This window comes from Actinoplanes sandaracinus (assembly GCF_030009775.1).
GTDB classification, from domain to species: domain Bacteria; phylum Actinomycetota; class Actinomycetes; order Mycobacteriales; family Micromonosporaceae; genus Actinoplanes; species Actinoplanes sandaracinus.
In genome coordinates this window covers 219,070-245,571 of the sequence record NZ_JASCTH010000007.1, presented here as the reverse complement: position 1 = coordinate 245,571, position 26,502 = coordinate 219,070, and the positions used below count along the sequence as shown (strand labels likewise).

At 72.0% G+C, this 26,502-nt stretch carries 20 protein-coding genes; 9 read left to right on the top strand and 11 right to left on the bottom strand.

Annotated elements, in window-relative coordinates:
- Positions 1-22: 22 nt before the first annotated feature.
- The 5 genes from QLQ12_RS13055 to efeU form a co-directional block, all read right to left on the bottom strand.
- Entirely contained in the window at positions 23-8,332 is an 8,310-nt protein-coding gene (locus tag QLQ12_RS13055; protein WP_282759752.1) for a DUF7507 domain-containing protein, read from the bottom strand.
- Positions 8,333-8,500: 168 nt separating this feature from the next.
- Complete coding sequence (locus QLQ12_RS13050; protein ID WP_282759750.1) at positions 8,501-8,884, bottom strand: hypothetical protein; 384 nt, start codon at positions 8,882-8,884, stop codon at positions 8,501-8,503.
- 129 nt (positions 8,885-9,013) lie between these two features.
- Complete coding sequence (efeB, locus tag QLQ12_RS13045) at positions 9,014-10,264, bottom strand: iron uptake transporter deferrochelatase/peroxidase subunit (RefSeq protein ID WP_282759748.1); 1,251 nt, start codon at positions 10,262-10,264, stop codon at positions 9,014-9,016.
- A 1-nt stretch (position 10,265) separates the two neighbouring features.
- Positions 10,266-11,393 carry an iron uptake system protein EfeO gene (gene efeO, locus QLQ12_RS13040; RefSeq protein WP_407651469.1) on the bottom strand — a complete coding sequence of 376 codons (1,128 nt, stop codon included), beginning with the start codon at positions 11,391-11,393 and terminating at the stop codon, positions 10,266-10,268.
- A gap of 9 nt (positions 11,394-11,402) precedes the next feature.
- A complete protein-coding gene (gene efeU / locus QLQ12_RS13035; protein WP_282759747.1) occupies positions 11,403-12,239 on the bottom strand; it encodes an iron uptake transporter permease EfeU in 837 nt (278 codons plus the stop codon).
- A gap of 144 nt (positions 12,240-12,383) precedes the next feature.
- Between efeU and QLQ12_RS13030 the strand changes: the two genes are divergently transcribed.
- A complete protein-coding gene (locus tag QLQ12_RS13030; protein ID WP_282759746.1) occupies positions 12,384-13,310 on the top strand; it encodes a M48 family metalloprotease in 927 nt (308 codons plus the stop codon).
- Positions 13,311-13,313: 3 nt separating this feature from the next.
- On the opposite strand, the gene QLQ12_RS13025 is transcribed toward QLQ12_RS13030, so the two are convergent.
- Both QLQ12_RS13025 and QLQ12_RS13020 read right to left on the bottom strand, forming a co-directional pair.
- Positions 13,314-13,688 (bottom strand): BlaI/MecI/CopY family transcriptional regulator, encoded by a 375-nt coding sequence (locus QLQ12_RS13025; protein ID WP_282759745.1) that lies wholly within the window; start codon positions 13,686-13,688, stop codon positions 13,314-13,316.
- A 98-nt stretch (positions 13,689-13,786) separates the two neighbouring features.
- Complete coding sequence (locus tag QLQ12_RS13020) at positions 13,787-16,054, bottom strand: putative bifunctional diguanylate cyclase/phosphodiesterase (protein WP_282759743.1); 2,268 nt, start codon at positions 16,052-16,054, stop codon at positions 13,787-13,789.
- Positions 16,055-16,216: 162 nt separating this feature from the next.
- Between QLQ12_RS13020 and QLQ12_RS13015 the strand changes: the two genes are divergently transcribed.
- Positions 16,217-17,830, top strand: coding sequence for a methyl-accepting chemotaxis protein (locus QLQ12_RS13015; RefSeq protein WP_282759742.1), 1,614 nt, complete (start codon positions 16,217-16,219; stop codon positions 17,828-17,830).
- A 52-nt stretch (positions 17,831-17,882) separates the two neighbouring features.
- On the opposite strand, the gene QLQ12_RS13010 is transcribed toward QLQ12_RS13015, so the two are convergent.
- Together QLQ12_RS13010 and QLQ12_RS13005 are read right to left on the bottom strand one after the other, a co-directional pair.
- Positions 17,883-18,629, bottom strand: a complete 747-nt coding sequence (locus tag QLQ12_RS13010) for a cation transporter (protein ID WP_282759740.1) — start codon at positions 18,627-18,629, stop codon at positions 17,883-17,885.
- On the bottom strand, positions 18,620-18,985 hold the full coding sequence (locus QLQ12_RS13005) for an ArsR/SmtB family transcription factor (protein ID WP_282759738.1): 366 nt from the start codon (positions 18,983-18,985) through the stop codon (positions 18,620-18,622). Before QLQ12_RS13005 ends, QLQ12_RS13010 begins: the two co-directional genes overlap by 10 nt.
- Positions 18,986-19,121: 136 nt before the next feature.
- Here QLQ12_RS13005 and QLQ12_RS13000 point away from each other — a divergent pair, with 136 nt between their 5' ends.
- Positions 19,122-19,901, top strand: a complete 780-nt coding sequence (locus QLQ12_RS13000; protein ID WP_282759737.1) for an alpha/beta fold hydrolase — start codon at positions 19,122-19,124, stop codon at positions 19,899-19,901.
- 65 nt (positions 19,902-19,966) lie between these two features.
- Here QLQ12_RS13000 and QLQ12_RS12995 read toward each other — a convergent pair whose 3' ends face one another.
- Positions 19,967-20,530, bottom strand: a complete 564-nt coding sequence (locus tag QLQ12_RS12995) for a hemerythrin domain-containing protein (RefSeq protein WP_282759736.1) — start codon at positions 20,528-20,530, stop codon at positions 19,967-19,969.
- 146 nt (positions 20,531-20,676) lie between these two features.
- Positions 20,677-21,084 (bottom strand): SRPBCC family protein, encoded by a 408-nt coding sequence (locus tag QLQ12_RS12990; RefSeq protein WP_282759734.1) that lies wholly within the window; start codon positions 21,082-21,084, stop codon positions 20,677-20,679.
- A gap of 107 nt (positions 21,085-21,191) precedes the next feature.
- Here QLQ12_RS12990 and QLQ12_RS12985 point away from each other — a divergent pair, with 107 nt between their 5' ends.
- The 6 genes from QLQ12_RS12985 to QLQ12_RS12960 are packed head-to-tail and all read left to right on the top strand — an operon-like array spanning position 21,192 to position 26,490.
- The gene (locus tag QLQ12_RS12985; protein WP_282759732.1) at positions 21,192-21,980 is read left to right on the top strand and encodes an HAD-IA family hydrolase; all 789 of its coding nucleotides are present in this window, start codon (positions 21,192-21,194) and stop codon (positions 21,978-21,980) included.
- 9 nt (positions 21,981-21,989) lie between these two features.
- Positions 21,990-23,231 carry an acyl-CoA dehydrogenase family protein gene (locus QLQ12_RS12980; protein ID WP_282759730.1) on the top strand — a complete coding sequence of 414 codons (1,242 nt, stop codon included), beginning with the start codon at positions 21,990-21,992 and terminating at the stop codon, positions 23,229-23,231.
- Positions 23,228-24,019, top strand: a complete 792-nt coding sequence (locus QLQ12_RS12975; protein WP_282759727.1) for an SDR family NAD(P)-dependent oxidoreductase — start codon at positions 23,228-23,230, stop codon at positions 24,017-24,019. Before QLQ12_RS12980 ends, QLQ12_RS12975 begins: the two co-directional genes overlap by 4 nt.
- Positions 24,016-24,753: an SDR family oxidoreductase gene (locus tag QLQ12_RS12970; protein ID WP_282759726.1), complete on the top strand. Its 738-nt coding sequence runs from the start codon at positions 24,016-24,018 to the stop codon at positions 24,751-24,753. The genes QLQ12_RS12975 and QLQ12_RS12970 overlap by 4 nt, the downstream gene beginning before the upstream one ends.
- Positions 24,750-25,787 (top strand): phosphotransferase family protein, encoded by a 1,038-nt coding sequence (locus tag QLQ12_RS12965; protein WP_282759724.1) that lies wholly within the window; start codon positions 24,750-24,752, stop codon positions 25,785-25,787. The genes QLQ12_RS12970 and QLQ12_RS12965 overlap by 4 nt, the downstream gene beginning before the upstream one ends.
- A 4-nt stretch (positions 25,788-25,791) precedes the next feature.
- Positions 25,792-26,490, top strand: coding sequence for a histidine phosphatase family protein (locus QLQ12_RS12960; protein WP_282759723.1), 699 nt, complete (start codon positions 25,792-25,794; stop codon positions 26,488-26,490).
- Positions 26,491-26,502: the final 12 nt, after the last annotated feature.

Sequence of the window (26,502 nt, the reverse complement as noted above, 5' to 3'; positions counted from 1 at the left end):
TCCGCGTCGCGGCGTGTGATGGTCAGGACGGGAACCGCCGCGCCCGGCGCACGGTCAGCAGCACCAGCGCCACACCCGAGCCGATGAGGATCAGGCCTCCGGTCAGCAACACGCTGTAGTCGCCGCCGGTGATCGGGGTGCGGCCCGGCGAGGTGTCCTGCGACCGTGACGGCGACGGGGTTCGCGAGACCGGTGCAGTGGTGCGGCTCGGCGTCACGGTACGGGTGCGCGACGGTGACCGGCTGGGCGTGACCGTGGGCGACGGCGCCCGGGTCGGCGTCACGGTGCGCGACGGCGACGGCGTCATGGTGCTGCTCGGCGAGAGGGACGGTGACGTCCCGCTGGGCGAGGTGGTGGGGCCCGGTGACGGCGGAGTGATGGAGGCCGGCGCGTCGGCCTGCACCCCGCCGATGTTGCTCGGGGCCACGGCGTTCGCCCGGACGGTGAAGGTCGTCTGCCCGGCGGCGACCTCCGCCGCGGTCAGGTGGTAGGGGTCGGAGACACAGGTCATCCGCTCGCCCGGAGCCAGAGTCGTCTTCGGGCAGGTCACCCCGACCGGCAGACCGGTGAGGCCGATGGCGTTCAGAGTCACGTTGCCGTCGTTGGCCACTTCGATGGTGGACGTGACGGCGTCGCCGGTGCCGAGCGCACCGTCACCGTCGGTGTCCGTCCAGGCGACCGTCTGGTCGGCGCCGATCGACGGCGCGGCGGGCTCGACCGGGGTGTTGGCCACCGCCGGAGGGGATTGGTAGCGAACGGTCGCCGCCGGTTCCAGGCCGCTCGCCGAGGCCAGGGTGGTGATGACCCGGCTGGTGTCGATGTCCTGCTGGGTCACCCGGTAGACGTCGTCGGCGACGCAGTTCGTCGTGTGGCCCACGGCGAGGTTCGCGTCCATGCAGGTGACCGTGCCGACCAGGGTGTCGACGACCGTGATTCCGAACATCGTCACGTTGCCGTTGTTGGTGACGATGTAGCGGAACCGGATGCCGTCGCCGGCCGCCGGCGCGGTGTGCGGGGCGGCTGCCACGCTGACTTCCCCGGCCTTGACGGGCGGTTCGACGTCGGCGGAGATCGCGATGTCCAGCCGGCCCTCGCCGGTCGCCAGCTGGACCGTCGCCGACTCCTGGTCGTAGGTGGTGTCGGTGGGCGCGCCGGGCCGGCGGCCGGTGACCGAGGCCAGGTTGTCGATCGCCCGGCCGGCATCCACCTCCGACTGGGAGACGGTGTGTGGCCGCACGCTGTCGCAGGTCATCGAAGCGCCCACCGCCAGCCTGTCGGCGGGGCAGTGCGCCACCCCGGTGAGGTCGTCGTCGACGGCGATGCCGGTCACTTCCACATCGCCGTCGTTGGTGACGACGTACCGGTAGTCGATGGTGTCCCCGGCGGCGGCGGCGAGCCGGCGCGAGGCCGGGGACACCATCGCGGTGACAGCCAGGTGGAGCGAGTCCGCCGCGGCGGCCATGAGTTCGGTGGCCGTGGCCGGCCCGAACGTCAGGTCGGTCGTCGTGCCGGCGGCCCGCGCCGTGACCTGCGCGCTCTCGGTGATCGGCTGTCCGGCCTCCACGTCGGGCTGTGTCACCTGGTACGTCCCGCTGGAGACGCAGGTGGTCGTGGCTCTGATCGCGAGGGTGACGGCCGGGCACGTGGCGGCGCCTCCCCGGGTGCCGGTGACGTCGATGCCGGTCATCGTCACGTTGCCGGTGTTTCGGACGGTGTACCGGTAGGCGATGCTGTCGCCCAGCACGAGCTGGCCCTGGTGGCCCGCCGGGGTGACCACGGCGGCGGCGCTGACGGTGAGCGCCGGCGCCGAGGAGACCACCGGGAAGCCGGCCGCCTGGGTGAGCAGGGTGCTGCTCGACGCGTCTCCGGGGCGGCGCCCGGAGACCGTGACCGTGGTCGCGGCCGGCGCGTTCGCGTCGACGTCCGCCGAGGTGACGGTGTACGGCGACGCGCTCGTGCAGGTCATCGTCGCCTGCGGCGCGAGGACGGTGGCCGGACAGGTGGCCGTGCCCGCCCGTGGCTCCTCGATCACGATGCCGGTGATCGTCTGGTTGCCGGTGTTGGTCAGCACCGTGCGGAAGCGGACACTGTCGTCGACCTCGGCGGCGTTCTGGTGCCCGGCCGGCGTGATGAGCTCGGACACCGTGGCGGTGAGCGACGCGGTGGCCGGCGCCAGCGCGGTGGAGACGACCGCCGGACCGTACGAATACGGTGTCGGCGAGTTGACCCGCTGGCCCAGGACGTGTGCGTCGGAGACGATCGCCACGCCGCTGTCGACGTCGGCCTGGGTCACCGAGTAGGACGGCACACCCGTGCAGTTCACCGTGTCGCCTACGTTCAGTGCGGCGTTCGAGCAGGCCACCGGGCCGAACAGGGTGTCGGTGACGGCCAGGTTGTCCATCGTCAGGTTGCCGTCGTTGGTGATCGTGTACTGGTAGGAGATCGTGTCGCCGGCCGCGGCGGCGTTCTGCCGGGCCGGGTCCGAGACGGTCTCCACGGTGCTGATGGTCAGCGACGGCCGGGGCGCGGCCACCGGGGCGCTCGCGGTCTGCGGCCCGAAGGTCAGGTCGGTGGAGGTGTTGACGCGTCGCCCGACGGCCGAGGCGACGTCGGTGATCGGCAGGCCGGCGTCGATGTCACCCTGGTCGATCTGGTGCGATGTCCCCCCGGTGCAGTTCGCGGTCTGGGACGGCGCCAGCGAGGTGGGCAGGCAGGACACCGTCCCTGAGATCGTGCCGCCGACCGACAGCGTGTCCATCGTGATGTTGCCGATGTTCTGCACCGCATAGTTGAACGTCACGGCATGGCCGACGTCGGTCCCGGCCGCCACCACGGTCGTGCTCAGCTGCAGCAGCGGGCGTGCGGGGGTGACCGGCACGGTGGCGGTGAAGGAGCCGTACGACCGGGGAGCCAGTTCGGTGTTGCTCTGGCCGTATGCGGTGACCGTCGTGGTGACCAGACCGTCGTCGACGTCGCTCTGGGTTACGACGTAGGGCGAGCCCCCGGTGCAGGTCGTCGAGATGCCCGCGTTCAACGTCGAGGTCAGGCAGACGGCGGTCCCGGTCTTCGGATCGGTGAGGCTGATCGCGGTCATCGGGACGGTGCCGTTGTTGGTGACCACGAACGTGTAGGTGATCGTGTTGCCGGCGGCGGCCGCGGACTGGTTGCCCGGTGGGCTGACCGCCGGGGTGACGGCGACGGTCAGCGAGGGGACGGGCCGGACCAGCGCCACGGCGTCCGAGCCGGTCGCGTAGAGGCTCGACACCCCGGCGCCCGGCGCCCGGGCGGTCAGCGTGGCGTTGTTGACTATCGAGGCGCCGGCGAGGTCGCCCACGACGACCGTGTAGGAGCTGCTGCTGAGGCAGGTCATCGACGCGCCGACGGCCAGGGAGGCGAACGGGCAGTTGCCGCCGCCGGCGACCGTGTCGGCCACCGCGATCGAGCTCATCGTGACGTTGCCGGTGTTGGTGATGTCGTACTGGTAGGTGATGGTGTCGCCGGTCTGCGCCTGGTTCCGCCGGGCCACCGGGTTCACGAACGCGGTCACCGCCATGTTCAGCGACGGGACGGCCGGGGCGATGGTGACGCTCGCGGTGAACGGCCCGAACGGAACGCCGGCGCCGGCCGGTGTGGTGGCGGTGGCGGACGCGCTCGCGGTGACCGCCCCGCCGGCGTCGATCCGGGCCTGGTCGACCACGAACGGCGAGGCGCTGACGCACGTCATCGACGCGCCCACGACCAGCGACGCGAACGGGCAGTTCACCGCGCCGGCCAGGGCGTCGCCGAGATTGATGCCGGACATCGTGACGTTGCCGTCGTTGACGACGGTATAGGTGTAGGAGATCGTGTCGCCGACCCGGATCGCGCTCTGGTGTTCGGTCGGCAGCACCGCCGCGGCGACCGAGATCGACAGCGACGCCACCGGTGCGGCGACCGCCACGCCGGCGGTGACCGGCCCGAACACCGTGTCGGACACGGCGCCGGGCCCGCGCCCGGACACCGAGGCGCTGGTGGTGATCGGCGTACCGGCGTCCACGTCGCCCTGCGTGACCGTGTAGGTCGCGGCGTTGGTGCAGGTCACCGTGGCTCCGGCGGCCAGCGGCCCGGCAGGGCAGGTGGCGGCGCCGAGCCGGCTGTCGGCGACGCTGATGTTCGACATCGTGACGTTGCCGTTGTTGGTGACGGTGAACGAGTACCCGATGGTGTTCCCGGCCTTCGCGGCGCTCTGGTTGGCGAGCGGGGTGACCGCTGGATTGACCGTGACGGCCAGCATCGGGGCGGCCACCGCCACGGCGACGCCGGTGGTGAACGGCCCGTAGGAGGTGGCCGCGGAGCCGGGCGCCCGCCCGGAGACCGTGGCGCTGTCGGTGATCGCGATGCCGGCGTCCAGGTCGGCCTGGCTCACCGTGTAGGAGGCGGTGCTGGTGCAGGTCATCGTGGCGTTGACGGCCAGCGGCGTGGCCGGGCAACTGGCCGTGCCGACCCGGGTGTCGGTGACGCCGATCGACGACATCGTGACGTTGCCGTTGTTGGTCACCGCGTACGAGTAGCCGATCGTGTCGTTGCGGGCGGCCGCGCCCTGCCGCGCCGGCGGTGTCACGTTCGCGGTCACCACGGCGGTCAGCGAGGGCACGGCCGGGGTCACCGCCACGCTGGTGGAGAAGGGCCCGAACGTGCGGGTGGTCGCGGAGCCGGCGAGCCGGCCGGACAGGGTGGCGGCGTCGATGACCGGCCCGCCGGCGTCGACATCGCTCTGGGTCACCGTGTAGGGGCCGCCGCTGGCGCAGGTCATCGAGGCGCCCACCGCGAGGGTGGCGCTCGGGCAGTTCGCGGCCCCGCCCAGAGTGTCGGTGACCGCCACCTGGCCCAGCGCCGCGTTGCCGTCGTTGGAGACCACGTACGTGTAGGTGATGGTGTCGCCCACCTGGGCCGCGCCGGTGTGCCCGGCCGGGTTGACCGCCGCGGTGACCGTCGCCTTCAGCGACGCGGTGCCGGTCGCCAGCGACACGGTGACCGGGGCCGGCCCGAAGGTGGCCGGCAGCAGCCCGCCCGGCGGGACGGCGGTCACCGAGGCGTTGTTGTAGACCGGCTGCTGGGCGTCGAAGTCGGCCTGGGTGATCGTGTAGGGCGCCGGGCTGGTGCAGGTCATCTGCGCGCCGGCCGCCAGGGACGTGCCCGGGCAGGTGGCCGTGCCGGTCAGCGCGTCGCGGACCGACATCGCGTTCATCGCCACGTTGCCGTCGTTGACCACGGTGAACCGGTAGGTGACGGCGTCTCCGGCGATCGCCGCGTTCTGCCGGCTGGCCGGTGCGACGGTCGCGGCGCTGGTGATCTTCAGCGATGCCGCCGCGGGATCGATCGTCACGGCGGCCTGGGCGGTGTTGTTCGCCGCCGACGGGTCGGTGCCGTCGGCGGAGAGCACGCGGACCACGTTGTTCGGGGCACCGGCGCTGACCGCGCTGCCGGACAGGTTGAGGGTGACGGTCGCCCCGGAGGCGAGCACCGGGATGGACCAGCGGCCGGTGCCGGGGTCGTAGCTGCCGGCGCCGGAACCGGAGCTGATCAGCAGGCCGGTCTGCGGCTGCACCTGGACCACCACGTTGGTCGCGTCGGACGGTCCGGCGTTGTGGGCGTCCACCGAGAACTGCACCGGGTCGCTGGCCACCACCCGGGTGGTGCTGGTGGTCTGGGCCAGGTCGATGTCGGCGATGTGGTCGACGGGCGACGTGGTGGTGACGCTGTCGTTGGCCGGGTCCGGGTCCGTCGAGGTCGCCGACACGGTCGCGGTCCGGGCGTACGAGGTGGCGGTGTATCCGGCTCGCAGCGTCGAGTCGAAGGTGATGGTCCAGGTCGTCGCCGCGTACATCAGCGGGCGGCTGCAGATGAACACGCCGCCGTCGGGGGTGATGCCGTTCAGGTCGGTGGTGCCCTGGAAGGTGCAGGTCCCCGCGGCGGTGCTGGCGGTGGGCACCGGCTGCCCGGCGGGGACGGGCCGCTGCACGAGGACACCCTCGGCGCGGGTGATCCCCTGGTTGGTCACCGTGACGACGCTTCGGGCCCGCTCACCCGGCACCAGGTTGCCGCCCGGCCGGTCCGGGTTGCTGAGCGTCTGCGACACCGCCAGGTCGCTGCTGAGCAGGACCATGACGTTGGTGGTCAGCTTGTCGTTGGCGGGATTGGGGTCGGTGGTCGTGGAGATGGCCGTGACCGTCGCCGTGCCGGGGCCGGCCTGAGCGTCCCGGGTGAGTTCGATGGTGCCGGTCAATTGGACCGAATCCCCGGAGGGCAGGCTCGGAACGGTGCACGCGTACGGCGTGCAGTACGACGCCAGCGGGCCGGTGGTCGGCCGGATGACGTTCACGCCGGGCGGCAGCACCGGGATGAACGTGATGTTGTCGGCGATCGACGGGCCGTTGTTGCGGACGGTCAGTGTGTAGGAGGTGTCGGTGCCCGCGTACCCGGTGTACGCGCCCAGTGTCAGGCTGATCTCGACGTCCGCCACGAGGGCGCCCGCGCCGGTGACGGTGACGATGTTGTTGCCGACGTCGGGGTCGGGTGTGCCCGAGGCGATCGAGACGGCGTTGTTCACGTTCGGATTGTTCTGCGCCAGCGTCATGGTGATGGTGATGGTTTTGGTCGCGCCGGGTGCCAGGGAGGCCCAGATGCACTCGATCGTGCCGGTCGTGGTGCTGTTGCAGACGCCACCGGGGACGGTCGCCGACGCGTTGGTCGAGCCGATCGGGATCGGGTCCGAGAGCACGATGCCGCGAGCCAGCGACGGGCCCTGGTTGGTGACCGTGACGGTGTAGGTGATGGTCCCACCGCCGACCGGCACCGAGGGCGAATACGTCATGGCGACGTTGAGGTTGGCGCTGGCGGTCACCGGGGTGCTGACCGAGGCCGAGTTGTCCGCCTGCTTCGTCTCGTAGGTCGCACTGGTGACCGAGGCCGCGAGGGTGTAGGCGGTGCCGGGTTCCGCCGTCGACGGCACGTTGCCGCTGATCGTCATGGTTCTGGTGGCGCCGGACGCGATGCTCGGATAGTCACACTGCGCCTTGGTCCCGGCGACGGTGCAGGCGCCTCCGGCCGACGTCGCGGTCACCCCGGTCAGCCCGGCCGGGACCGTGCCGATCAACTGCACCGTCCCGGCGCTGCTCGGTCCGGCGTTGCTCGCCGTCAGGGTGTAGCCGGCCGCCTGCCCGGCCACCACGGCCGGGGTGACCAGCGCGGCGGTCACCGACAGGTCGGCCGCCGGGTTGACCGCGATGGCCGCCGTGTTCGAGGTCGAGGTGGCGGGGCTGTTGGTGACGGTTTCGGTGTAGGACGTGGCCGCGTCGTTGTTCAGGGTGGTCCCGGCGGTCGACGAGTTGACGGTCACCTGGTAGGACAGCGTCTGCGACTCGCCGGGCGCGAGGGTGCCGCCGGACGCGGACCCGGCGCCGGCGCCGACCCGCAGGTTTACCGCCCGGCTGCCGCCGACGTACTCTCCGGCGTCGTCGCCGGCCGCGTCGGTCGGCTTGGTGGTCGTCGACCCGCTCACCGACCGCAGCGATCCCGGGACGTAGGTGGTCCCGGCCGGGAGGGCGTCGCTGATCGCGGAAAGCCTCGCCGGGCTGCCGCCGTCGTTGCGGGCGGTCACCGTGTAGGTGAGGGTGTCGCCGACGTTGGCGGTGGTGGCTCCGCCGGTGTTGACGACCGACGTGGTGGTGGTCAGGCAGGCTGCCGATCCGAACGAGATGCCGTCCAGGAAGTTGCCGACGCTCGGGTCGGCGGTGGCCGAAGACACCGACTTGAACGCGAACCGGGTGCTGGTCTGCCCGGCCGGAACCGTGTAGGTGCCGGTGTAGGTGCCCCAGGCGGTCTTCGGGTCGGAGATGTTCGGGCCCTGCTGGATCAGTGATCCGGCCGGCGGCCCGATCATCACCGCCATGGTGTCGGTGCCGGTGCGCCCTCGGTGATTGAGCTGCCACCGCAGAGTCTGGCCCGGGGTGGTGGCCAGATCCTGGTAGAGGGTCGACACCACGTTGGCGTTCAGTTCGGCATGCTGGCTGCCGGACGCCGCGGGCACCCCGCCGTAACCACGCCACAGCTCGATCATCTTGTCGGGGGCCGTGGTCTGCCAGCCGGGGATCAGCGTCCGCGACAGGATCTGCACCGTGCCGGCCGGGATCACCGGCTGCTCGAAGTCGCCGTTGGTGAGGGTGACCGCGGTGGGACAGACGGTCTGCGCGGCGAGTGCCGGTGTCGCCCGGAACGGCGACGCGACCGAGACCGCCATGATCGCGCCGAGCGCAGCGACGACCGCTCCGGCACGCGCGAATACGCTACGCACGACTGTGTTCCCCCGCGTTCGAAGGTCGATACGCAGGCCGAAACCGGCCCACTTCCCCAGATCGCAGGCTAATGCGAAGGAGTGGGCACAAATGGGAAGTCGGTCAGGCCGGGTCCCGAAACATCCCAGAGTCGTGGGCGCCGCGCCGTCCGGCTGTGTTCCGCCGGTTCAGCAGCTCGGGCCGGGCAGGCGCACGGCCCCGAGCGGGCAGAGCGCCCGCAGCACGATGGGCATGGTCATGACGGTGAGGCGCACGTGCCCGTTCTGCGGGTTGGTGACGAAGACGCCGTCCCAGACGTCTCGCAGCGCCGTGCAGGCCGCCTCCTCCGGGGGCCGCAGCAGATCGTCGCGAAGCGTCCGGGCGACCTCGAACCCGTACGGCCCGGCATGCCATTCGATGTGCATCTCGCGGTTGCCGAGACCGGGCCACCAGTCCAGTTGCCTGGCGCCGGGAAGCGCGTCGGTCGCGCGCAGGGCGTCCATCATGCGGCCGAACGCCTCGTAGCGAACGGCCGCCGGAGGGGCGTGCTGGGGCAGGGTCATCACGGCCACCCCGGAATTGTGCGCACAGCGCGGGCCCGCTTGGCGAAGGCGCGCCCCCCGCGCCACCCGTTCGAGCGAAGGACCAGGTGTACGCGGAGGGCCGGGTGACCCCGAGAGGCCGCCAGGAACGCGCGGGGATCAGGCGAACAGCGCGCTGCCCCAGTGGTCGCCGGACCCGGTGACGCCCGGCGGGCAGGCGAACAGCCCGCTGGACACGTGCCGGATGTACTCGTTCAACTCGTCCCGCCCGGCGAGACTGCGCTGCACCGGGATGAACGCCTTCCGCGGATCACGCTGGTAGGCGATGAAGAACAGCCCCGCGTCGAGGCGGCCGAGGCCGTCGGACCCGTCGACGAAGTTGTAACCGCGGCGCAGCATGCGGGCCCCGTTGTTGGTGTCCGGATGGGCGAGCCGGACGTGCGCGATGTCGGGGATCACCGGTTCGCCGTCGGCGCCGACCGCCTGGAAGTCGGGTTCGTCGAACTCGCCGGTGCGCCCGAGCGGCGCCCCCGACCCCTTGAGCCGACCCATGATCGCCTCCTGCTCGGCCAGCGGCGACCGGTCCCAGGTCTCGATCAACATCCGGATCTTGCGGGTGACCAGGTAGGAGCCGCCGGTCATCCAGTCCGGGCCGTCGCCGGGCTGCACCCACAGGTGCTCCCGGAGCAGGTCGGGCTCCTCGGCCTTGAGGTTGCGGGTGCCGTCCTTGAAACCGAACAGGTTGCGCGGGGTGGCCTGGCCGGTGGAGGTCGACGCCGTGCGCCCGAAGCCGAGCTGTGACCAGCGCACACTGACCACGCCCATGCCGATGCGCGCGAGGTTGCGGATGGCGTGCACCGCGACCTGCGGGTCGTTGGCGCAGGCCTGGATGGCGATGTCGCCACCGGACAACGCGGCGTCGAGGGTGTCCCCGGTGAACGCCGGGAGCGGGGCGAGCGCCTCGGGCATCCGCGCGGCCAGCCCGAAGCGGTCCTGGCCGTCGGCGGCCCGGAACAGTGTCGGGCCGAAACCGGCGGTGATGGTCAGCGCGGACGGCGGCAGGCCGATCGCCTCGCCGGTGTCGTCCGGCGGCGCTTCGGGGATGCCGGCGACCGCCCCGATCTCGCCGGCGTCCTGGCCGGCGGTCATCCGGGCGGCGGCGGCCGTCCACTCCTTCAGCACCTTCACCAGCCGGTCGCGGTCCTTGGTGACCACGTCGAACGCGACGAAGTGCAGCCGGTCCTGTGCCGCGGTGACGATGCCGGCCTGGTGGGCGCCGGTGAACGCGACCGCGCCGGTGACCGGGTCGGGCGCGTCGTCCGTGGTGAGGTGCCGTGCCGCCGCAGCGGTGCCGGCGATCCCGGCGATCCCGGCGCCGGCGAGAGTGAGGGCGCGCCGCCGCGAGACCATGTCAGGCCTTCTTGGCGACCACGGCGGCCACCTGGCTGATCGGCTCGGCGAGCGCGTTGATGGCGTCGGTGAGCTCCTTCAGGTCGGCCTGCGACAGCTCGTTGTGCAGCTTCCAGCCGTCACCGGCGCGGTGCTTGGCGAGCGTGGCGTCGACGTTGGCGAACTCGGTGTCGAGGGTCTTCACCAGCTCGGGGGCGCGCTCTTCGAGGACCGGGCGCAGCGCGGCGATGGCGGCCTTGGAACCGTCGATGTTGGCGTTGAAGTCCCACAGGTCGGTGTGCGAGTAGCGGTCCTCCTCGCCGGTGATCTTGCCGCTGGCGACCTCGTCGAGCAGGGCCTTGGCGCCGTTGGCGAGCTGCAGCGGGGACAGCTTCTCGGCGTTCGCCTTCTGCACGATCTCCTTGACGTCGGCGAGCAACTGGTCGGCGACCGGCCCGGACTTCGCCGCGCTGCCGTCGACCCACAGGTCCTTCTCGATGCGGTGGAAGCCGCCGAAGACCAGGCCCTCCTCGGTGACCTCCTCGCGGCCGTCGATGCGCGGGTCGAGATCGCCGAAGATCTCGGCCACCGGCTCGATCCGCTCCCAGTACGTGCGGGTGGTCGGGAACAGCGCCTTGGCCTTCGCCACGTCACCGGCCTTGACGGTCGCGACGAACTCGGCCGTCTTCTCCTCCAGCGCGGCGGTCTGGCTCTTCACATACCGCGAATAGCTCTCGGTCGCGGCCAGAAGCGCCGCGTCGTCGGTGAGCGGGGCGGCCGAGCCGGAGACGGTGAGCGGGCCGCGGATGCCCTTACCGATCATGCCGGGCTTGCAGGCGGTCTCGTACGTGCCGGCCGGCAGCTCGACGTGCAGGTTCCGGGAGAGGCCGGGCGCGATGTTCTCGACCTCGGCCATCACCCGGTCGCCCGGGGCGTACACGTAGAACTCGGTGACCTTCTGTCCCTTGTTGGTGATGGCGAAGACGCTGGTCCCGGCGTCGACGGAGGTCTTGGCGACCTCACAGGAGCTGTCGGAGGCCGCGACCGCGATCGGTCCGCCGGCGGGCGGCGCGGCGTCCGGGCCGCCGGAGCCGCAGGCGGCGAGCGATCCCACGGTGACGAGGGTGATCAGTCGGTAAGGGGAACGCACGGGTGACTCCTATGGCTGTGACGCGGGAACAGGGGCGGGCGTACGCCCGGAAGGGCGCAGGAAGAGAGCGAGCACGGGCACGGCGTACGCGACCCAGGCGACGGCCTCGAGGACACTGGCCGTCGGCGTGACGTTGAACATGCCGGTGAGCAGGGCCGTGTACCAGGTGGACGGGTCGAGCGTGCCGCTGACGTCGTAGGCGAGGGTGTTGAGTCCGTCCAGTACGCCGGACTCCTGCAGGTCGTGCACGCCGTACTTGAGGATGCCGGCGGCGACCAGGATGAGCAGCACGCCGGTGACGGTGAAGAAGACGCCGAGGTTGATGCGGACCGCTGTCGCGTACATCAGCCAGCCGATCGCGACGGCGGTGACGATCCCGCCGAGCAGGGCGTAGAGCGGTCCGCCGTCGACGCCGGCGCCCTGGACCGCGGAGTAGAAGATCAGCGAGGTCTCCAGGCCCTCGCGGACGACCGAGAGGAAGGCCATCACGGCGACCCCGATCGAGCCGACGGCGAGCGCGTCGGCGAGCTTGCCGCGCAGGTCGCCGGCGATCGAGCGGGCCGCCCGGCGCATCCAGAAGATCATCCAGGTGACGAAGACGACGGCCAGGATGGAGGTGATCGCCTCGAAGAGCTCGCGCTGGTCGTAGTCGCGCAGCAGAGTGGTGGAGGTGTAACTGAGCAGCGCACCGAACCCGACCGAGAGCGCGACGGCCGCACCGACGCCGGCCCAGACCTGCGGGAGCCGATCCTTGCGGTCGGCCTTCACCAGGAACGCGACGAGGATGCTGACCACCAGGGTGGCCTCCAGCCCTTCGCGCAGGCCGATGAGGTAGGTGGCGAGCATGACACTCTTTTCGTTGAGGCTTGATTCGCTAAGGCTGGCCTTACTTAGGTTCTACAGACTGTAGATTAGGGTTGGCTTGCCTGACTGTCCAGGGCGGCCCCTCCGGTGTGCGACACTGCGGTTTCCAGGGGGAAGGAGCCCGCGGTGTTCGATCACTTCATCTGGGAGGTGGTGATCTGCCCCCTCCTGGTGGCGGCCGCGATCCGGTACCTCGCCGACCGGCTCCGCCCGGACGCCGCCGCGACGTTCCTGGTCACCGCACTCGCCGCGGCCGCCGCCGCCTGCCTGGTCACCGTCACGGCCTTCGCGGTCAAGGCCTTGGCGGAGCTTCCGGCCATCGCCTCGCCACTGCGCATCTCGGACGCGTACGTCCGTGCCGACACCGCCCAGGAGCCATGGGTGTCCTGGCTGTCGCTCGCGATGACCGTCGCCGCCGTCGCCGGCCTCGCCCGCGTGCGGCGCCGGCACCGCCGCGACACCGCCTACGCCCGCCGCTACACCGGCCTGCCGGCCACCGGCGACCGGATCGTCCTCCTCGACGACGATCGCGCCGAGGCCTTCGCCGTCCCCGGCCCGGACGCCCGCATCGTCGTCACCACCGGCATGCGCGCCGCCCTCGACGACACGCAGTACGCGGCCCTGATCGCCCACGAGCGAGCCCACCTGCGGGCCCGCCACCACCGCCTGATCCTGCTCGCCCACCTGTCCGCCGCCGTCCACCCGGCGTTCCGCCTGCTCCTGCGCCCCCTCGACTACCTGGTCGAACGCGCCGCCGACGAGCGGGCCGCGGCCGAACTCGACGACCGGCGGGCGGTCGCCCGGGCGATCGGCGCCGCCGCCCTGGTCGCCGACGGCGCCCACCGGGCCGGCGGCCTGCGGATCACTCCCGGCCGCCGCGAGCTGCGCCACGCCGGAGCCGTCCCGCGCCGGGTGGCGTCGCTGCTGGCCCCGCGTGGCACCCGCTCGCTGCTCCCGCTCGCCGTTCCGGTGCTGATCGCCGCGTTCTCCGTGGTCTGGACCGTGGAGTGCGTTTACGACCTGGGCGAACTGCTCCACGCCGCGCGGCGGTGACGGTCAGTCGTCGTCGCTGAGCAGCCGCCGCAGCAGCTGCTCGTCACCGGGACGCAGCCCGGCCACGAACCGGCGCAGCACGGTGGCGCGGTCCGTCCCGGCGCCGAGAGCCTGGTTCATCCGCTCCGCCGCCACCGACGCCTCATCGGTCAGCGGGGCGTACCGGAACGACCGGCCGTCCCGGTAACGCGCCGCCCTGCCCTTGGCGTGCATGCGGGTCAGGATCGTCACCACCGTGCTGTACGACAACGACGAGTCCAGCAGGTCGCGCACCTCACGGGGATTGAGCGGGGCGGCCGCGGCGCCCAGCACACGCAGCACCTCCGCTTCGAGCGCCCCGGGTGGCCGGCGCGCCCCGATCTCCTCTTCCGGCGGCACGCGGGAATCATAGCGGCGCATCCTCATCCGCCGATGCGAGCCGGGGTGCGGCGGTGCGCCGTACCCGCGGAAGGTCCGCGGTGTTCCGGCGCCGGGACTCAGGCGTGGATCACGGCCGGCCCAGCGACGCGGAACTCGTCGGCGGGCACCGGCCGGCCGAAGTGGTAACCCTGCAGCAGGCGGTAGCCGAGCCGGTACAGGACCTCGGCCTGTTCCGCGGTCTCCACACCCTCCGCCACCGCGGTCAGGCCCAGGCCCGCGCTGACGTGGATGAGCGCCTCGGCGATCACCCGGTGCTCGCCGGCGCCGGTGATGTCGTCGACGAACGACTTGTCGACCTTGAGAATGTCGACCGGGACGGTCTGCAGCAGCCGCAACGACGAATGGCCGGTGCCGAAGTCGTCGAGAGCGATCCGCACGCCGAGCGCCCGCAACTCGTGCAGCGCCGCCACGGCGCGGCCACCTTCGAAGACGGCCGTCTCGGTCACCTCGACCGCCAGACACTCCGGCGGCAGGCCCGCCGAGGCCAGGGCCTCCGCAACGGTGTGCGGGAACCCCGGGCGCGCCAGTTGCCGTGCCGACACGTTCACACTGATCCGGTCCGGCGCCCGCGCACCGAGATCGCGGCGCCAACGGGCCATCTGCTCGCACGCGGTCCGCAGCACCCACGCGCCCAGCTCCACGATCAGCCCGTTGCGCTCCGCGACCGGGATGAAGTAGGCGGGGCTGACCGGGCCGCGTTCGGGATGGTCCCAGCGCACCAGCGCCTCGGCCGCGGCCACCCGTCCTTCGGGCACGGCGACGATCGGCTGGTAGACCACCCGGAACTGGCCGGAGTCGAGGGCTGTGCGGATCTCGGCGCCGAGCCGGGCCTGCTCGCCGGCGCTCTCGTCGATCGTCGGTGACCACGACTGATACGGCTCCCCGGTGGCCTTGGCCGCATACATGGCGGCCTCCGCGCGGCGCAGCAACTCCTCAGGCCCGACCGCCGTGCCGGAGGCGGCGACCCCGATGCCGGCCCCGACGAGCAGCTCATGACCACCGGCGTGCACCGGCTCGCGCATGGCGTCGGCCAGCCGGCGGGCCAGATGCTCGGCGGCGCCCGATGCCGGTCCCGGCAGCAGGAGCGCGAACTCGTCACCGCCCACCCGGGCGATCAGCGTCGAGGAGGGGACCGCGTCGCGGATGCGGGCGGCCAGGATCAGCAGGGCCCGGTCCCCGACGGGCCGCCCGAGTTCGTCGTTGACACTCTTGAAACCGGTGAGGCCGAGATGCACCACCGCGGGTTCGCCGTCCTCCGCCGCCTGCCGCAGCATGCTCTCGAAGTGACGCCGATTCGCCAGGCCGGTCAGGTCGTCGTGCGTGGCCAGGTGCTGCAGCCGGTCCGTCTGGCCCCGCACCGTTCTCATCAGGCCGGAGGTGCGCACGAAACCGAGCAGGCCCAGCACGGTGGCGACAGCGGCGATGGCGATCCGGTCGACCGTGTTCGCGCCGACGTTCGGCATGAACAGCATGGCCGGAGCGAGAAGCGAACACAGGGTGGCCAGACTGAGAGGGCCCCGGCCGGCTCTCGCGGCTCTCGTGGCCCGCCGGGATCGCCGGGCTCGCCGGAACCTCGGGGCGGAGGCCGTCGCCGTCGGGTGCCGCATCGCCATGCTGGGATGCAGGGCCGCGGCCGCCCACAGGACGTAGGACATCAGCCAGCCCGCCGACAGTTCCTGGCCGTCACCGTCGGAGTGCAGGGTGACCACGGAGAACGCCACATCCGCCATGAACAGCAGCAGGGCGGCGGCGCCGAGCAGCCGCGTGCTCGTCGTGCGGGCGCCCCCGCTGACGAACAGCCGGGTCAGCATCGCCAACAGCAACACGTCGGCGACGGGATAGGCGATGCTGATGACCTGCTCCAGCACCGAGGCGGCCTCGGCGGCGGCCGTCGGGTGCAGAACGAAGATCCACAGGACCAGCCCGATGCCGCTGGCGATCATGGTGGCATCGATGAGGCCGCCAAGGTCCCCGCGGCCCCGGCCGCGGACGAACTGCAGCAGCCCCAGCACCAGCGGCAGATAGGCGGCGAGGTAGAAGGCGTCCGCGATCGACGGGTACGGCTCCTCGTGCAGGACGAAGACGTAGTACTGCCACACCAGGTCCCCGGCGACCGAGCCCAGCTGCCCGGCCGCGAACAGGTACCACAGACCCGGCCGCCGGGGCCGCTGCCGGCGCACGCCGACGATGATCATCAGTGCCGCGCACAACCCGATGCCGCTGTACAGCGTGCTCGCGGCGAGACTGCCGCGGGGCAGCAGGTAGTAGCCGACGGTCGCCAGCGCCCCCGCCGTACTCCACCAGAACCACAGACCACGCCGCACAGGGCGACAGATCGGCATTCCGCCGCCCGAACTGAGCGGTCGCCGTGCCGGTGGTGACCGTCGTCGCCGAAGCCGGGGAACTCTAAAAAACCTGAGTTTTACGCCGAACAGATCTGGCGATGCGCCGCAACGGCGCGCGAAGCCCGAGTGGGAGTCCACAAAATGCGTCTTCGTGATGTGAGCGTCGGTACCCGGCTCGGCGCCTCGTACCTGGTGCTCACCTCTTTGATCATCACCTCGGCCGGCGTCGGCTGGTGGGGGCTGCGGGAGCAGTCCGACACCCAGCAGCAGCTGGCCGGCCTGGAACAGCTGCGCGACGACATCCAGACCGCCAAGTACAACGCGGCGGACGTGACCGGCTGGCAGGGCTTGTTCATCGCCGACGTCGGCGCCTTCGGGTACACCTACGCCACCGGCCCCGACGGGTACAACCGGCAGGGCGAACTCAAGAGCAAGGACGCGATCTACGACGGCATCACCGCCACCCACGTCAGCGAGATGACCGCGGCCGAGCAGGCCGAGTTCGCCAAACTGAAGCCGGCCTGGGACGACTTCTTCCAGTGGGACGCCACGATCACGCAGTGGCTGGCGGAAGACACCACGGCGTCGCGGGCGAAGGCGATGAAGAGCGTCAACGGCGGCGAGGCGTCCGAGTCGTACGGCAAGGTCCTGGAGATCACCGGAGCCCTCGACGAATCGGTCAGCGCCCGCGCCGAGGCGCTCCGCGCCGAGGTGCAGGAGGTCCGCGACACCGGCGTGCGCGCCCTCGGCGGCGCCCTGCTGCTCGCCGTGGTCCTCGCCGTGCTGATGGGCACCTTCGTCACCCGGTCGGTGGTCCGCCCGCTCGCCGTCGCCGTCGGCGCGCTGAACCGGCTCGCCGCCCGTGACCTCACCGTCCGCGTCGAACTCGACCGCAACGACGAGCTCGGCCGCCTCGGCACGGCCCTGAACAGCACCGCCGCCTCCCTGCGTGACACCGTCTCGGCCATCGCCGGCCACGCGGGCACCGTCTCCGTCGCGTCCAAGGAACTGTCCGAGGTCTCGTCGCGGGTCGCCGCCTCCAGCGTCGAGATCGACGCGCAGGCCGCGGCCGTCGCCGACGCCGCCGGCAACGTGTCCGGCAACGTCGGCACCCTCGAAGCCGGCAGCTCCGAGATGAACCTGGCCATCGACGAGATCGCCCGCAACGCCGGCGAGGCCGCCCGGGTCGCCGGCGAGGCCGTCGGCGCGGTCACCCAGACCAACGAGATGATGGGTAAACTCGGCGCCTCCTCCGCCGAGATCGGCAGCGTGGTCGCCCTGATCACGTCGATCGCCGAGCAGACCAACCTGCTCGCGCTCAACGCCACCATCGAGGCCGCCCGCGCCGGTGAGCTGGGCAAGGGTTTCGCGGTCGTCGCCGGCGAGGTCAAGGAGCTGGCGCAGCAGACCGCCAAGGCGACCGAGGAGATCACCAGCCTGGTCCAGGCACTGCAGGCCGACTCGTCGAACGCGGTCCGCTCCATCGGCCAGATCGGCGAGGTGGTCACCCGCATCAGCGACTACCAGACGCTGATCGCCGCCGCCGTCGAGGAGCAGACCGCCACCACCAGCGAGATGGGCCGCAACGTGGCCGAGGTGTCGGGCAGCAGCGCCGACATCGCCACCAACATCGCCAAGGTGGCCGCCGCCGTCGGCAGCACCACCACGGTCGTCAACCAGGCCCAGGACAGCGCCGCGAACCTGGCCCGCACCAGCACCGACCTGCACGACCTGGTGGTCAGCTTCAAACTCTGACCAGCCCCTTCTCCGAACCTTCGGGGTGCCTGCCGATCCTGGCGGGCACCCCTCACCGGTCGGCGGGTTCGCCGTCCGGCCGTGTCAGGATCACGACGTCCCGCACCGCTCCGGCGGGGGAGCAGCAGCCGGGTGTGGAACAGCCGCACACGTCGGCGTCCCGGGGCGCCGCCTCGGCCGGGACCACGCAGCAGACGTCGCCGCGCCAGGCCTCGCGGCCCTCCCGCACCGCCACCGCGGCGATCACCAGCGCCGCGACCGGGTCGGCCCACGACCACCCGAACAGGCTGTTCACGACGAGACCGACGAGCAACACCGCGGAGAGGTACGTGCACAGCAGCGTCTGTTTCGAGTCGGCGACCGCCGACCGGGACCCGAGCTCGCGGCCGGCCCGGCGCTGGGCATAGGACAGGCCGGGCATCACGGCCAGCGAGACCGCGGCCAGCACCAGGCCGACCGTCGAGTGTTCGGCCTCGGCGCCGGAAGCCAGCGCCCGCACCGATTCGACGCCGACATACGCCGCCAGCGCGAAGAACGAGACCGCGATGACCCGCAGCGCCGCCTTCTCCCGGCGCTCCGGGTCGGCGCCGGCGAACTGCCAGGCCACCGCGGCGGCCGACGACACCTCGATCACCGAGTCCAGACCGAACCCGATCAGTGCGGTCGATGACGCGATCGTGCCCGCGGTGATCGCCACGATCGCCTCGATCACGTTGTAGGTGATGGTCGCGGCGACCAGCAGCCGGACCCGCCGGTGGAGCACCGCCCGGCGCGCCGCCGGGGCGCCCATCAGCAGCATCCTTTCGTGGCCGCGTCGGCGCAGGCTTCCGGGTCGACGGCGAGCACCACGGAGATCAGGTCCTCGAGCGCGTGCGCCAGGCGCGGGTCGGCCAGTTCGTAGCGGACCCGGCGGCCCTCGGGCACCGCGACCACCAGACCGCAGCCGCGGAGGCAGGCGAGATGGTTGGACAGCTTCTGCCGGGTGCAGCCCAGCAACTCGGCCAGCTCGGCCGGATAACCGGGCCCGTCACGCAGCGCCAGCAGCAGCCGGGCCCGGGTCGCGTCGGACAGGGCGTGACCGAAGCGGGCCAGCACCGAACCGTGAGTCAGGATCTCCACGCCGAAGACAGTACAGTCAAACCTGTACTTTCGCATCGCCGCGATCATCGTCGCTCGATCATCGAGCCGGTCGCCGGTCGCGACGAGGCCGGCCGCGGAAGGGACGTGAGCGTCGAACGGCGCTTTCCCCGCACGCCGCGTAGACGATGATCCAGCGGGGTAAGTCGGGGCGATGCGTGAGGAATCCGCGTTCGCCGGCCGCTGGACGACCGTCGGCGGGGTGCGCACGCACGACCGCCACGACTGCCGGGCCGGCGGCCTGCCGGTGGTCCTGGTGCACGGCCTCGCCGTGTCGCACCGCTATCTGATGCCGACCGCCCGGGCCCTGGCCGGCCGCCATCCGGTTCTGGTGCCTGACCTGCCGGGCTTCGGGCACAGCGACAAGCCACGGCGGGCGTACGACGTGAGCCGTCACGCCGCCCACCTCGCCGCCTGGCTGGACGCGCTCGGCCTGTCCCGGGTGTGCGTCGCGGGGCACTCGTTCGGCGCCGAGGTGGTGGCCCGCCTGGCGGTGCTCCGCCCGGACCTGGTAGCGGCCATCGTGCTGGCGAGCCCGACCTGCGACCCGGCGGCCCGCTCCCGGCGCGCCCTGGTGGGCCGCTGGTTCGCCGATCTGTTCGTCGAGGCCCCTTGGCAGGCGGCGGTGCTGGCCCGCGACGTGGCCGACGCCAAACCGTGGCGGGTGCTGGCCACGGTCGGCCACTCGGTGCGCAACGCGATCGAAGGCGACCTGTGCCGGCTGCCGGTGCCGCCGCTGGTGCTGGGTGGCGCGCTGGACCCGGTGGCGCCGTTGCGCTGGCGTACCCAGGTCGCGGTCTTGACTGGAGGGGTCTCGGTGACGGTGCCCGCCGCCGCCCACAATGTCATGACGACCTCGGGCCGCCGCTCGGCGGCCGCCATCGCCGCCTATCTGCGCAGCTCCAGCACGCGCCCGGCGCCCGTGAGCGCATAGCGGGCAACGCCCACGAGGCCCCGCCGGGCGAACCCGGCGGGGCCTCGATCGGGCAGGGGCCGGGCCTACTTCGTGGCGCGGCCGGTGAGGTGGTCGCGGAGCCGGTCGACGAGGCCCACTCCCGGGCCGACCAGCTTGTGGAACAGCGCGCTGTTGGGCGCGTTGGGGTGCGGCCGGGTCGGCGCCAGCTTCTTGGCGGTCTCGACCTTGCCGGCCAGTTCGACCAGTTCCTCGCGCGGGATGTGCCGCCGCAGCTCGGGGAAGTGCTCGTTCTCCTCGTCCTGGATGTGGTCGGCCAGGACCGTCTCCAGCTTGCGGAGGGCGTTGTCGAACTCGGCGCTGGAGACGTCGGCGGCCTCCAGCTTCTTCATCGTCTCTTCGAGCTGCTTGTGTTCCTCCACGTCGTGTTCCACGGCCTTCTCGCCGCCGGGCATGTGCTTGCGCATGGCCGGGTAGACGTACATCTCCTCGGCGACCGCGTGGCGCACCAGCTCGCTGATCGCGGTGTCGGTGAGGTCCCGGCGGATCATCGGGTCGGCGACCGACCAGATCGAGGTGATCAGCGCGGTCACGTCACGGTGGTCGTCGGTCAGGATGTCGATCACGTCGGTACGGGGGGCGTCGGTCACGGTGTCCTCCTTCGCGTTCGGAAGTTCAGTCGGTGGGTTCCGGCCCTTCGACGTCGTCGGGGCCGGGCTCCTCCGGTGGCTGCTCGCCGGGGACCTCGTCGGGTTCCGGCTGCTCGTCGGGTGTCTGTGGCTGCTGACTCATCGGTTCACCCCGCGTTGAAGTTGTCGCTGACTTCGGACCGCAGTCCGCCCATGGCTTCGTCGAGCAGGTCCGTCACGGTCTTCTCGTCGCCGTCCGGCGCCGTGACCTCGGCGTGGACCACGCTGCCGCCGCCCGGCGCGTCCTCGACGCGGGCCACGCCGTGGGCGCCGCCGGAGTCCAGCGACCGCCAGAGCACCCGCAGCTCGTCGGCGGCGATCTCCACGCCGTAGTCGCGGGAACGCTGCCCGTCGGCGATCCGTACCCGCTCGGTGCTCGCCGCGACGACCTGCCCGGGGCCGGGCAGCCATCGTGCCGCCCGGTCCGGATCGGTCAGTACGCCGAAGACCACTTCGGGCGGCGCGTTGAAGCCGTACGAACCGGTGATGCTGGTGGTGTCCGTTCGTGCCTTCACGCCAGGAGGACTTCCCCGTGTCCGGCGTCCTATGCACCCGGCCGCTGATCCTGTGCCGCCTGTGGACGGACCGGGCGCGGGAGGCCGCCGGGACGCAGGATGGACACATGACCGATGACGGACTGGACCTCACCACGTTCAAGGCGCTCAGCTTCGACTGTTACGGCACGCTCATCGACTGGGAGGCGGGCATCGCCGCCGTCATGGCGCCGTGGGCCCGTGAGCAGGGCCTGGACCTCACCGACGAGGAGCTGCTGGGCGCGTACGCCGATCATGAGGCCGCCGTCGAGCGGGAGACCCCGGCGGCCCGCTATCCGGAGGTGATCGCCGAGGCGTTCCGCCGCACCGGCGCCGGACTCGGGCGGCCGGTCCCGCACGAGTGGGCACGGCGGCTCGGCGACTCCGTCGCGGACTGGCCGGCCTTCCCGGACTCGCCGGACGCGCTGGCCCGGCTCGCCGGGCGCTACCGGCTGATCGTGGTCTCCAACGTGCACCGCGACGGGTTCGCCGGCAGCAACAAGCGGCTGCGCGGCGACTTCGCGGCGATCATCACGGCCGAGGACGCCGGCGCCTACAAGCCCGCCGGAAACCACTTCCGCGCCCTCGACGCCACCCTGCCGCGGCTGGGCGTGCGGCGTGGCGAGCTGTTGCACGTGGCGCAGAGCCTGTTCCACGACCACGTGCCGGCCAAGCGCGAGGGCCTGCCGTCGGTGTGGATCAACCGCCGGGGCGATCGGCCCGGCTGGGGCGCCACCCCGCCGCCGGGCGGCGACTTCTCCTACGACCTCGAGTTCGCGTCCATGGGCGCGTTCGCGGATGCGGTCGAGCAGGCGTTTGTCGCGCTGGATCAAATGCCTGTCGCACAGGATCAAGCCGGCGGCGGCGGGAACCTCTAACTTGAGCGCATGGATTTCACGCCTTCCGAGCGCGCCGCCGAGCTGACCGAGGCGGTGCGGGCCTTCATACGCGACGAGATCGAGCCGCTGGAGAGCCGGCTGCCCCGGCCCGACGGCGACGGTCGCTGGCACGTGCCCGAGGAGGTCCGGGAACTGCGCCGCAAGGCCCGTGACCAGGGGCTGTGGAACCTGTTCCTGCCCGCCGGGCACGAGGGGCAGTACGCCGCCCGGTACGGCACCCGCGGCGGCGCCGGCCTGTCGAACGCCGAGTACGCGCCGGTGGCCGAGGCGACCGGCTGGTCCTTCCTGGCGCCGTACGTCTTCAACTGCAACGCCCCGGACACCGGCAACGCCGAGGTACTGCTGAAATACGGCTCCCCGGAGCAGCGCGACCGCTGGCTGGACCCACTGCTCGACGGCGCCATCCGCAGCGCCTTCGCCATGACCGAACCCGGGGTGGCCTCCTCGGACGCCACGAACATGCGGCTCACCGCGGTCGTCGACGGTGACGAGGTGGTCCTCGACGGCCGCAAGTGGTGGACCACCGGCGTCGGCCACCCCGACTGCCGGCTGCTGATCGTGATGGGCCTGACCGACCCCGGGGCGCACCGCTACAGCCGCCACTCGATGGTCCTGGTGCCCCTGGACACGCCGGGCGTGCGAGTGGAGCGAATGCTCGACACGATGGGCTTCTTCGACGAGCCGTTCGGCCACGGCGAGGTGTCGTTCACGAACGTGCGCGTGCCGCTGTCGAACGTCATCGCCGGACCGGGCCGCGCCTTCGAGATCGCACAGGGCCGCCTCGGCCCGGGCCGGGTCCACCACGCCATGCGCCTGGTCGGTCTCGCCGAACGCGCCCTGCACCTGGCGTGCGAACGCGGCCTGTCCCGCACCGCGTTCGGCAAGCCGCTCGCCGACCTGGGCGGCAACCGCGAACGCATCGCCGACGCCCGTATCGCGATCAACTCGCTCCGGCTGCTGATCATGCACGCGGCGTGGAAACTCGACACCGAGGGCCCGCTGGCGTCGATGTCGGAGGTCAGCCAGATCAAGGTGGCCGCCCCGAACGTCGCTCAGCAGGTCATCGACTTCGCCATGCAGATCCACGGCGGCGCCGGGCTGTCCAGCGACTTCCCGCTCGCCCACGCCTGGACCGCGGCCCGCGCCATCCGGCTCGCCGACGGGCCCGACGAGGTGCACCGCGGCGTCATCGCCCGTATCGAACTCGCACAGCATGGAGCCACCCGATGAAACGTGTCCTGATCACCGGCGGCGCCTCCGGCCTCGGCGCCGCGCTGGCCGCCCGCTTCGCGGCCCGCGGCGACCGGGTGCTGGTCACCGACCTCAACGAGCCGGCCGCCCTGCCGGGCGGCGCCGCCTTCCAGAGACTCGACATCACCTCCGAGGCCGACTGGGCCGCCGCTCTCGACCGGGTACGGCAGGAGTACGGCGGCCTGGACGTGCTGGTCAACAACGCCGGGATCGCGGCCGGTGGCCGGATCGACCTGCTCAGCGCCGAGCACTGGCAGCGGGTGCTGAGCGTCAACGTGCTCGGGGCGGTGCACGGCTGCCGGACCTTCACCCCGCTGTTCAAGAAACAGGGCAGCGGTCACGTGGTGAACGTGGCGTCGGCCGCCGGCCTGATGCACCCGCCGGCGATGAGCTCGTACAGCGCGAGCAAGGCCGCGGTCGTCGCCCTCTCCGAGACGCTGCGCCACGAGCTGGGCCCGTGGGGTGTGGACGTCTCGGTGGTGTGCCCGACGTTCTTCCGCACCAACCTGGCGGCCTCGATGTCCGGCGACGACCCGATGATGGAACAGGCCGCCACCAAGCTGATCGACAAGGCGCCGCTCGGCGCGGACGAGATCGCCGCCCGGGTGCTCCGCGACGTCGACGCGCGGAGATTCCTGATCCTGCCCGACCGGCCGGCCCGCGCCGCGTACTGGGCGAAACGGTTCGCCCGCCGCCTGTACGACCGTCGGATGATCGCCACCGGCGCCAAGATCCGGCGCGGCGAGCTCGACGGAGGCGCCCGATGAGCAAGGGGGTCGTGCTGATCACCGGCGCGAGCGCCGGTCTCGGTGAGGAGATGGCCCGGCAGTTCGCCGCGCTCGGCTACGACCTCGCGCTGTGCGCCCGCCGCACCGACCGGCTCACCGCGCTCCAGAAGGAACTGGCCGGAACCCGGGTCAGCGTGCGCGCCCTCGACGTCACCGACGACCAGGCCGTGTTCACCGTGTTCCGGGAGTTCGCCGAGGAGTTCGGCCGCATCGACCGGGTGATCGTCAACGCCGGGCTCGGCAAGGGCGCGCCGCTGGGCACCGGCCGGTGGGACGCCAACCGGTCCACCGCGATGGTCAACTTCGTCGGGGCGCTGGCACAGACCGAGGCCGCGCTGGAGATCTTCCGGGCCCAGCAGCGCGGCCACCTCGTGCTCATCTCGTCGATGTCCGCCCTGCGCGGCATGCGCCGGGCGATGACCACCTATGCCGCCACCAAGGCCGGTGTCGCCGCGATCGCCGAGGGCGTCCGCTCCGAACGCATCCGCGGCGTCGACGTCTCGGTGATCTTCCCCGGCTACATCCGGTCGGAGATGAACGAGCACGTCACACAGAAGACCCGGTTCATGGTGGACACCCCGGCCGGTGTCCGCGCGATGGTCGCCGCCATCGAGAAGCGCAAGGCGAAGGCGTACGTCCCGGCGTGGCCGTGGGTGCCGATCGGCGTCGCCATGCGCACTCTGCCGCTGTCGGTCGTCCGGAAGCTGACGTGAGTCTCCGCCCGGTCCGCGCCGAGGACGCCTTCGACGTCGCCGCGGTGGGCCAGTGGCTGGGCCTCGACGGCACGCCCGAGGTCCGGCAGTTCTCCGGCGGGGCCTCCAACCTCACCTACCTGCTGCGCTACCCCGATCGTGACCTGATCCTGCGCCGCCCGCCGGCCGGGAGGAAGGCGGCGAGCGCCCACGACATGGGCCGCGAGTACCGCATCCAGTCGAAGCTGGCGCCGGTCTTCGGCTACGTGCCGCGGATGGTCGCGTACTGCGAGGAAGAGTCGGTGATCGGCTCGCCGTTCTACGTGATGGAGCGGGTCGAAGGGCACATCCCCCGCAAGGAGCTCGGTCTCGACCTGCCGCCGGCCGAGGTGCGGCGGCTCTGCACCCGGGTGCTGGATCTCCTGATTGACCTGCACGCCGTCGACCCGGCCGCCGCCGGTCTCACCGACCTGGGCAGAGGCGCGGGGTACGTGGCCCGGCAGGTCGACGGCTGGTCGAAACGCTACCGGGCGGCCCGCACCCGCAACGTGGGCTCGTTCGAGAAGGTGATGGCGTGGCTGCGCGACAACCAGCCCGCCGACCGCGGCACCTGCCTGATCCACAACGACTTCCGCTTCGACAACGTGGTCTTCGCCCCCGACGACCCGACCCGGCCGGTGGCCCTGCTGGACTGGGAGATGGCGACCCTCGGCGACCCGCTGATGGACCTGGGCGGGGCGCTGGCCTACTGGGTGCAGGCCGACGACGGGCCGGTGTTCCGGGCCTTCCGCCGCCAGCCCACCCACACGCCCGGCATGCTCACCCGCCGCGAGGTCGTCGACTATTACCGCACCCGCACCGGCATCGCGCTGACCGACCGGGAGTGGGCGTTCTACGAGGTGTTCGGCCTGTTCCGGCTGGCGGTGATCGTGCAGCAGATCTACTACCGCTACCACCACCGGCAGACCACGAACCCGGCGTTCCGCCACTACTGGGTAGCCTGCCTCATGCTCGAGAATCGATGCCGGCGGATCATCCGCCGGGCGGGGAGGTAACGGCGTGGGGCGGCTCCTGCTGGTCCGGCACGGCCAGGCGTCGTTCGGCGCCGACGACTACGACGCGCTGTCCGATCTGGGCGTGGAGCAGGCGCGGGTGCTCGGCAAGTCGTTCGCCGGCCGCGGCATCCGGCCCGACCTGGTGCTGTGCGGCTCGCTGCGCCGGCAGCGGGAGACGGCCGCCGGGCTGCTCGACGGCCTCGGTGACCCGGCCGTCGACGTGCGCGCCGACGCCGGGTGGGACGAGTTCGATTTCCAGCACGTCGTCGAGGTGCACCGGCCGGCGTACCGTGACCGCGCGGTCCTAGCGGCCGAATTGGCCCGCAGCGAGCAGCCGGCCCGGGCCTTCCAGGAGATCTTCGAGGCGGCCACCGGCCGCTGGTCGTCCGGCGGGTTCGACGGCGAGTACACCGAGTCGTACCCCGCCTTCCGGCAGCGGATCGCCGGCGCCCTGGAGCGTGCCGGCGAGCTGCTGCGGGAGCATCGCGACATCGTCGCGGTCAGCTCCGGCGGCCCGATCGCGATGGCCGCCGCGCTGCTCACCGCCGGTGCGGACGCCGCCGCCGTGTGGGCCGCGCTCAACCGGGTCGCGGTGAACACCGGCGTCACCAAGCTGGTCTCCGGCCGCCGCGGGCTGTGGCTGTCCACCTACAACGAACACACCCATGTGGAAACCGAACCGCGACTGCTGACCTACCGCTGACCGTCTGAGGAG

Coding starts and splice junctions, on each gene's coding strand:
- QLQ12_RS12980 (WP_282759730.1), top strand. CDS start 21,990: ATGGATTTCACGCCTTCCGAGCGCGCCGCCGAGCTGACCGAGGCGGTG.
- QLQ12_RS13015 (WP_282759742.1), top strand. CDS start 16,217: ATGCGTCTTCGTGATGTGAGCGTCGGTACCCGGCTCGGCGCCTCGTAC.
- QLQ12_RS13010 (WP_282759740.1), bottom strand. CDS start 18,629: ATGCTGCTGATGGGCGCCCCGGCGGCGCGCCGGGCGGTGCTCCACCGG.
- efeB (WP_282759748.1), bottom strand. CDS start 10,264: ATGGTCTCGCGGCGGCGCGCCCTCACTCTCGCCGGCGCCGGGATCGCC.
- QLQ12_RS12970 (WP_282759726.1), top strand. CDS start 24,016: ATGAGCAAGGGGGTCGTGCTGATCACCGGCGCGAGCGCCGGTCTCGGT.
- QLQ12_RS13005 (WP_282759738.1), bottom strand. CDS start 18,985: ATGCGAAAGTACAGGTTTGACTGTACTGTCTTCGGCGTGGAGATCCTG.
- QLQ12_RS12985 (WP_282759732.1), top strand. CDS start 21,192: ATGACCGATGACGGACTGGACCTCACCACGTTCAAGGCGCTCAGCTTC.
- QLQ12_RS13000 (WP_282759737.1), top strand. CDS start 19,122: ATGCGTGAGGAATCCGCGTTCGCCGGCCGCTGGACGACCGTCGGCGGG.
- efeU (WP_282759747.1), bottom strand. CDS start 12,239: ATGCTCGCCACCTACCTCATCGGCCTGCGCGAAGGGCTGGAGGCCACC.
- QLQ12_RS12975 (WP_282759727.1), top strand. CDS start 23,228: ATGAAACGTGTCCTGATCACCGGCGGCGCCTCCGGCCTCGGCGCCGCG.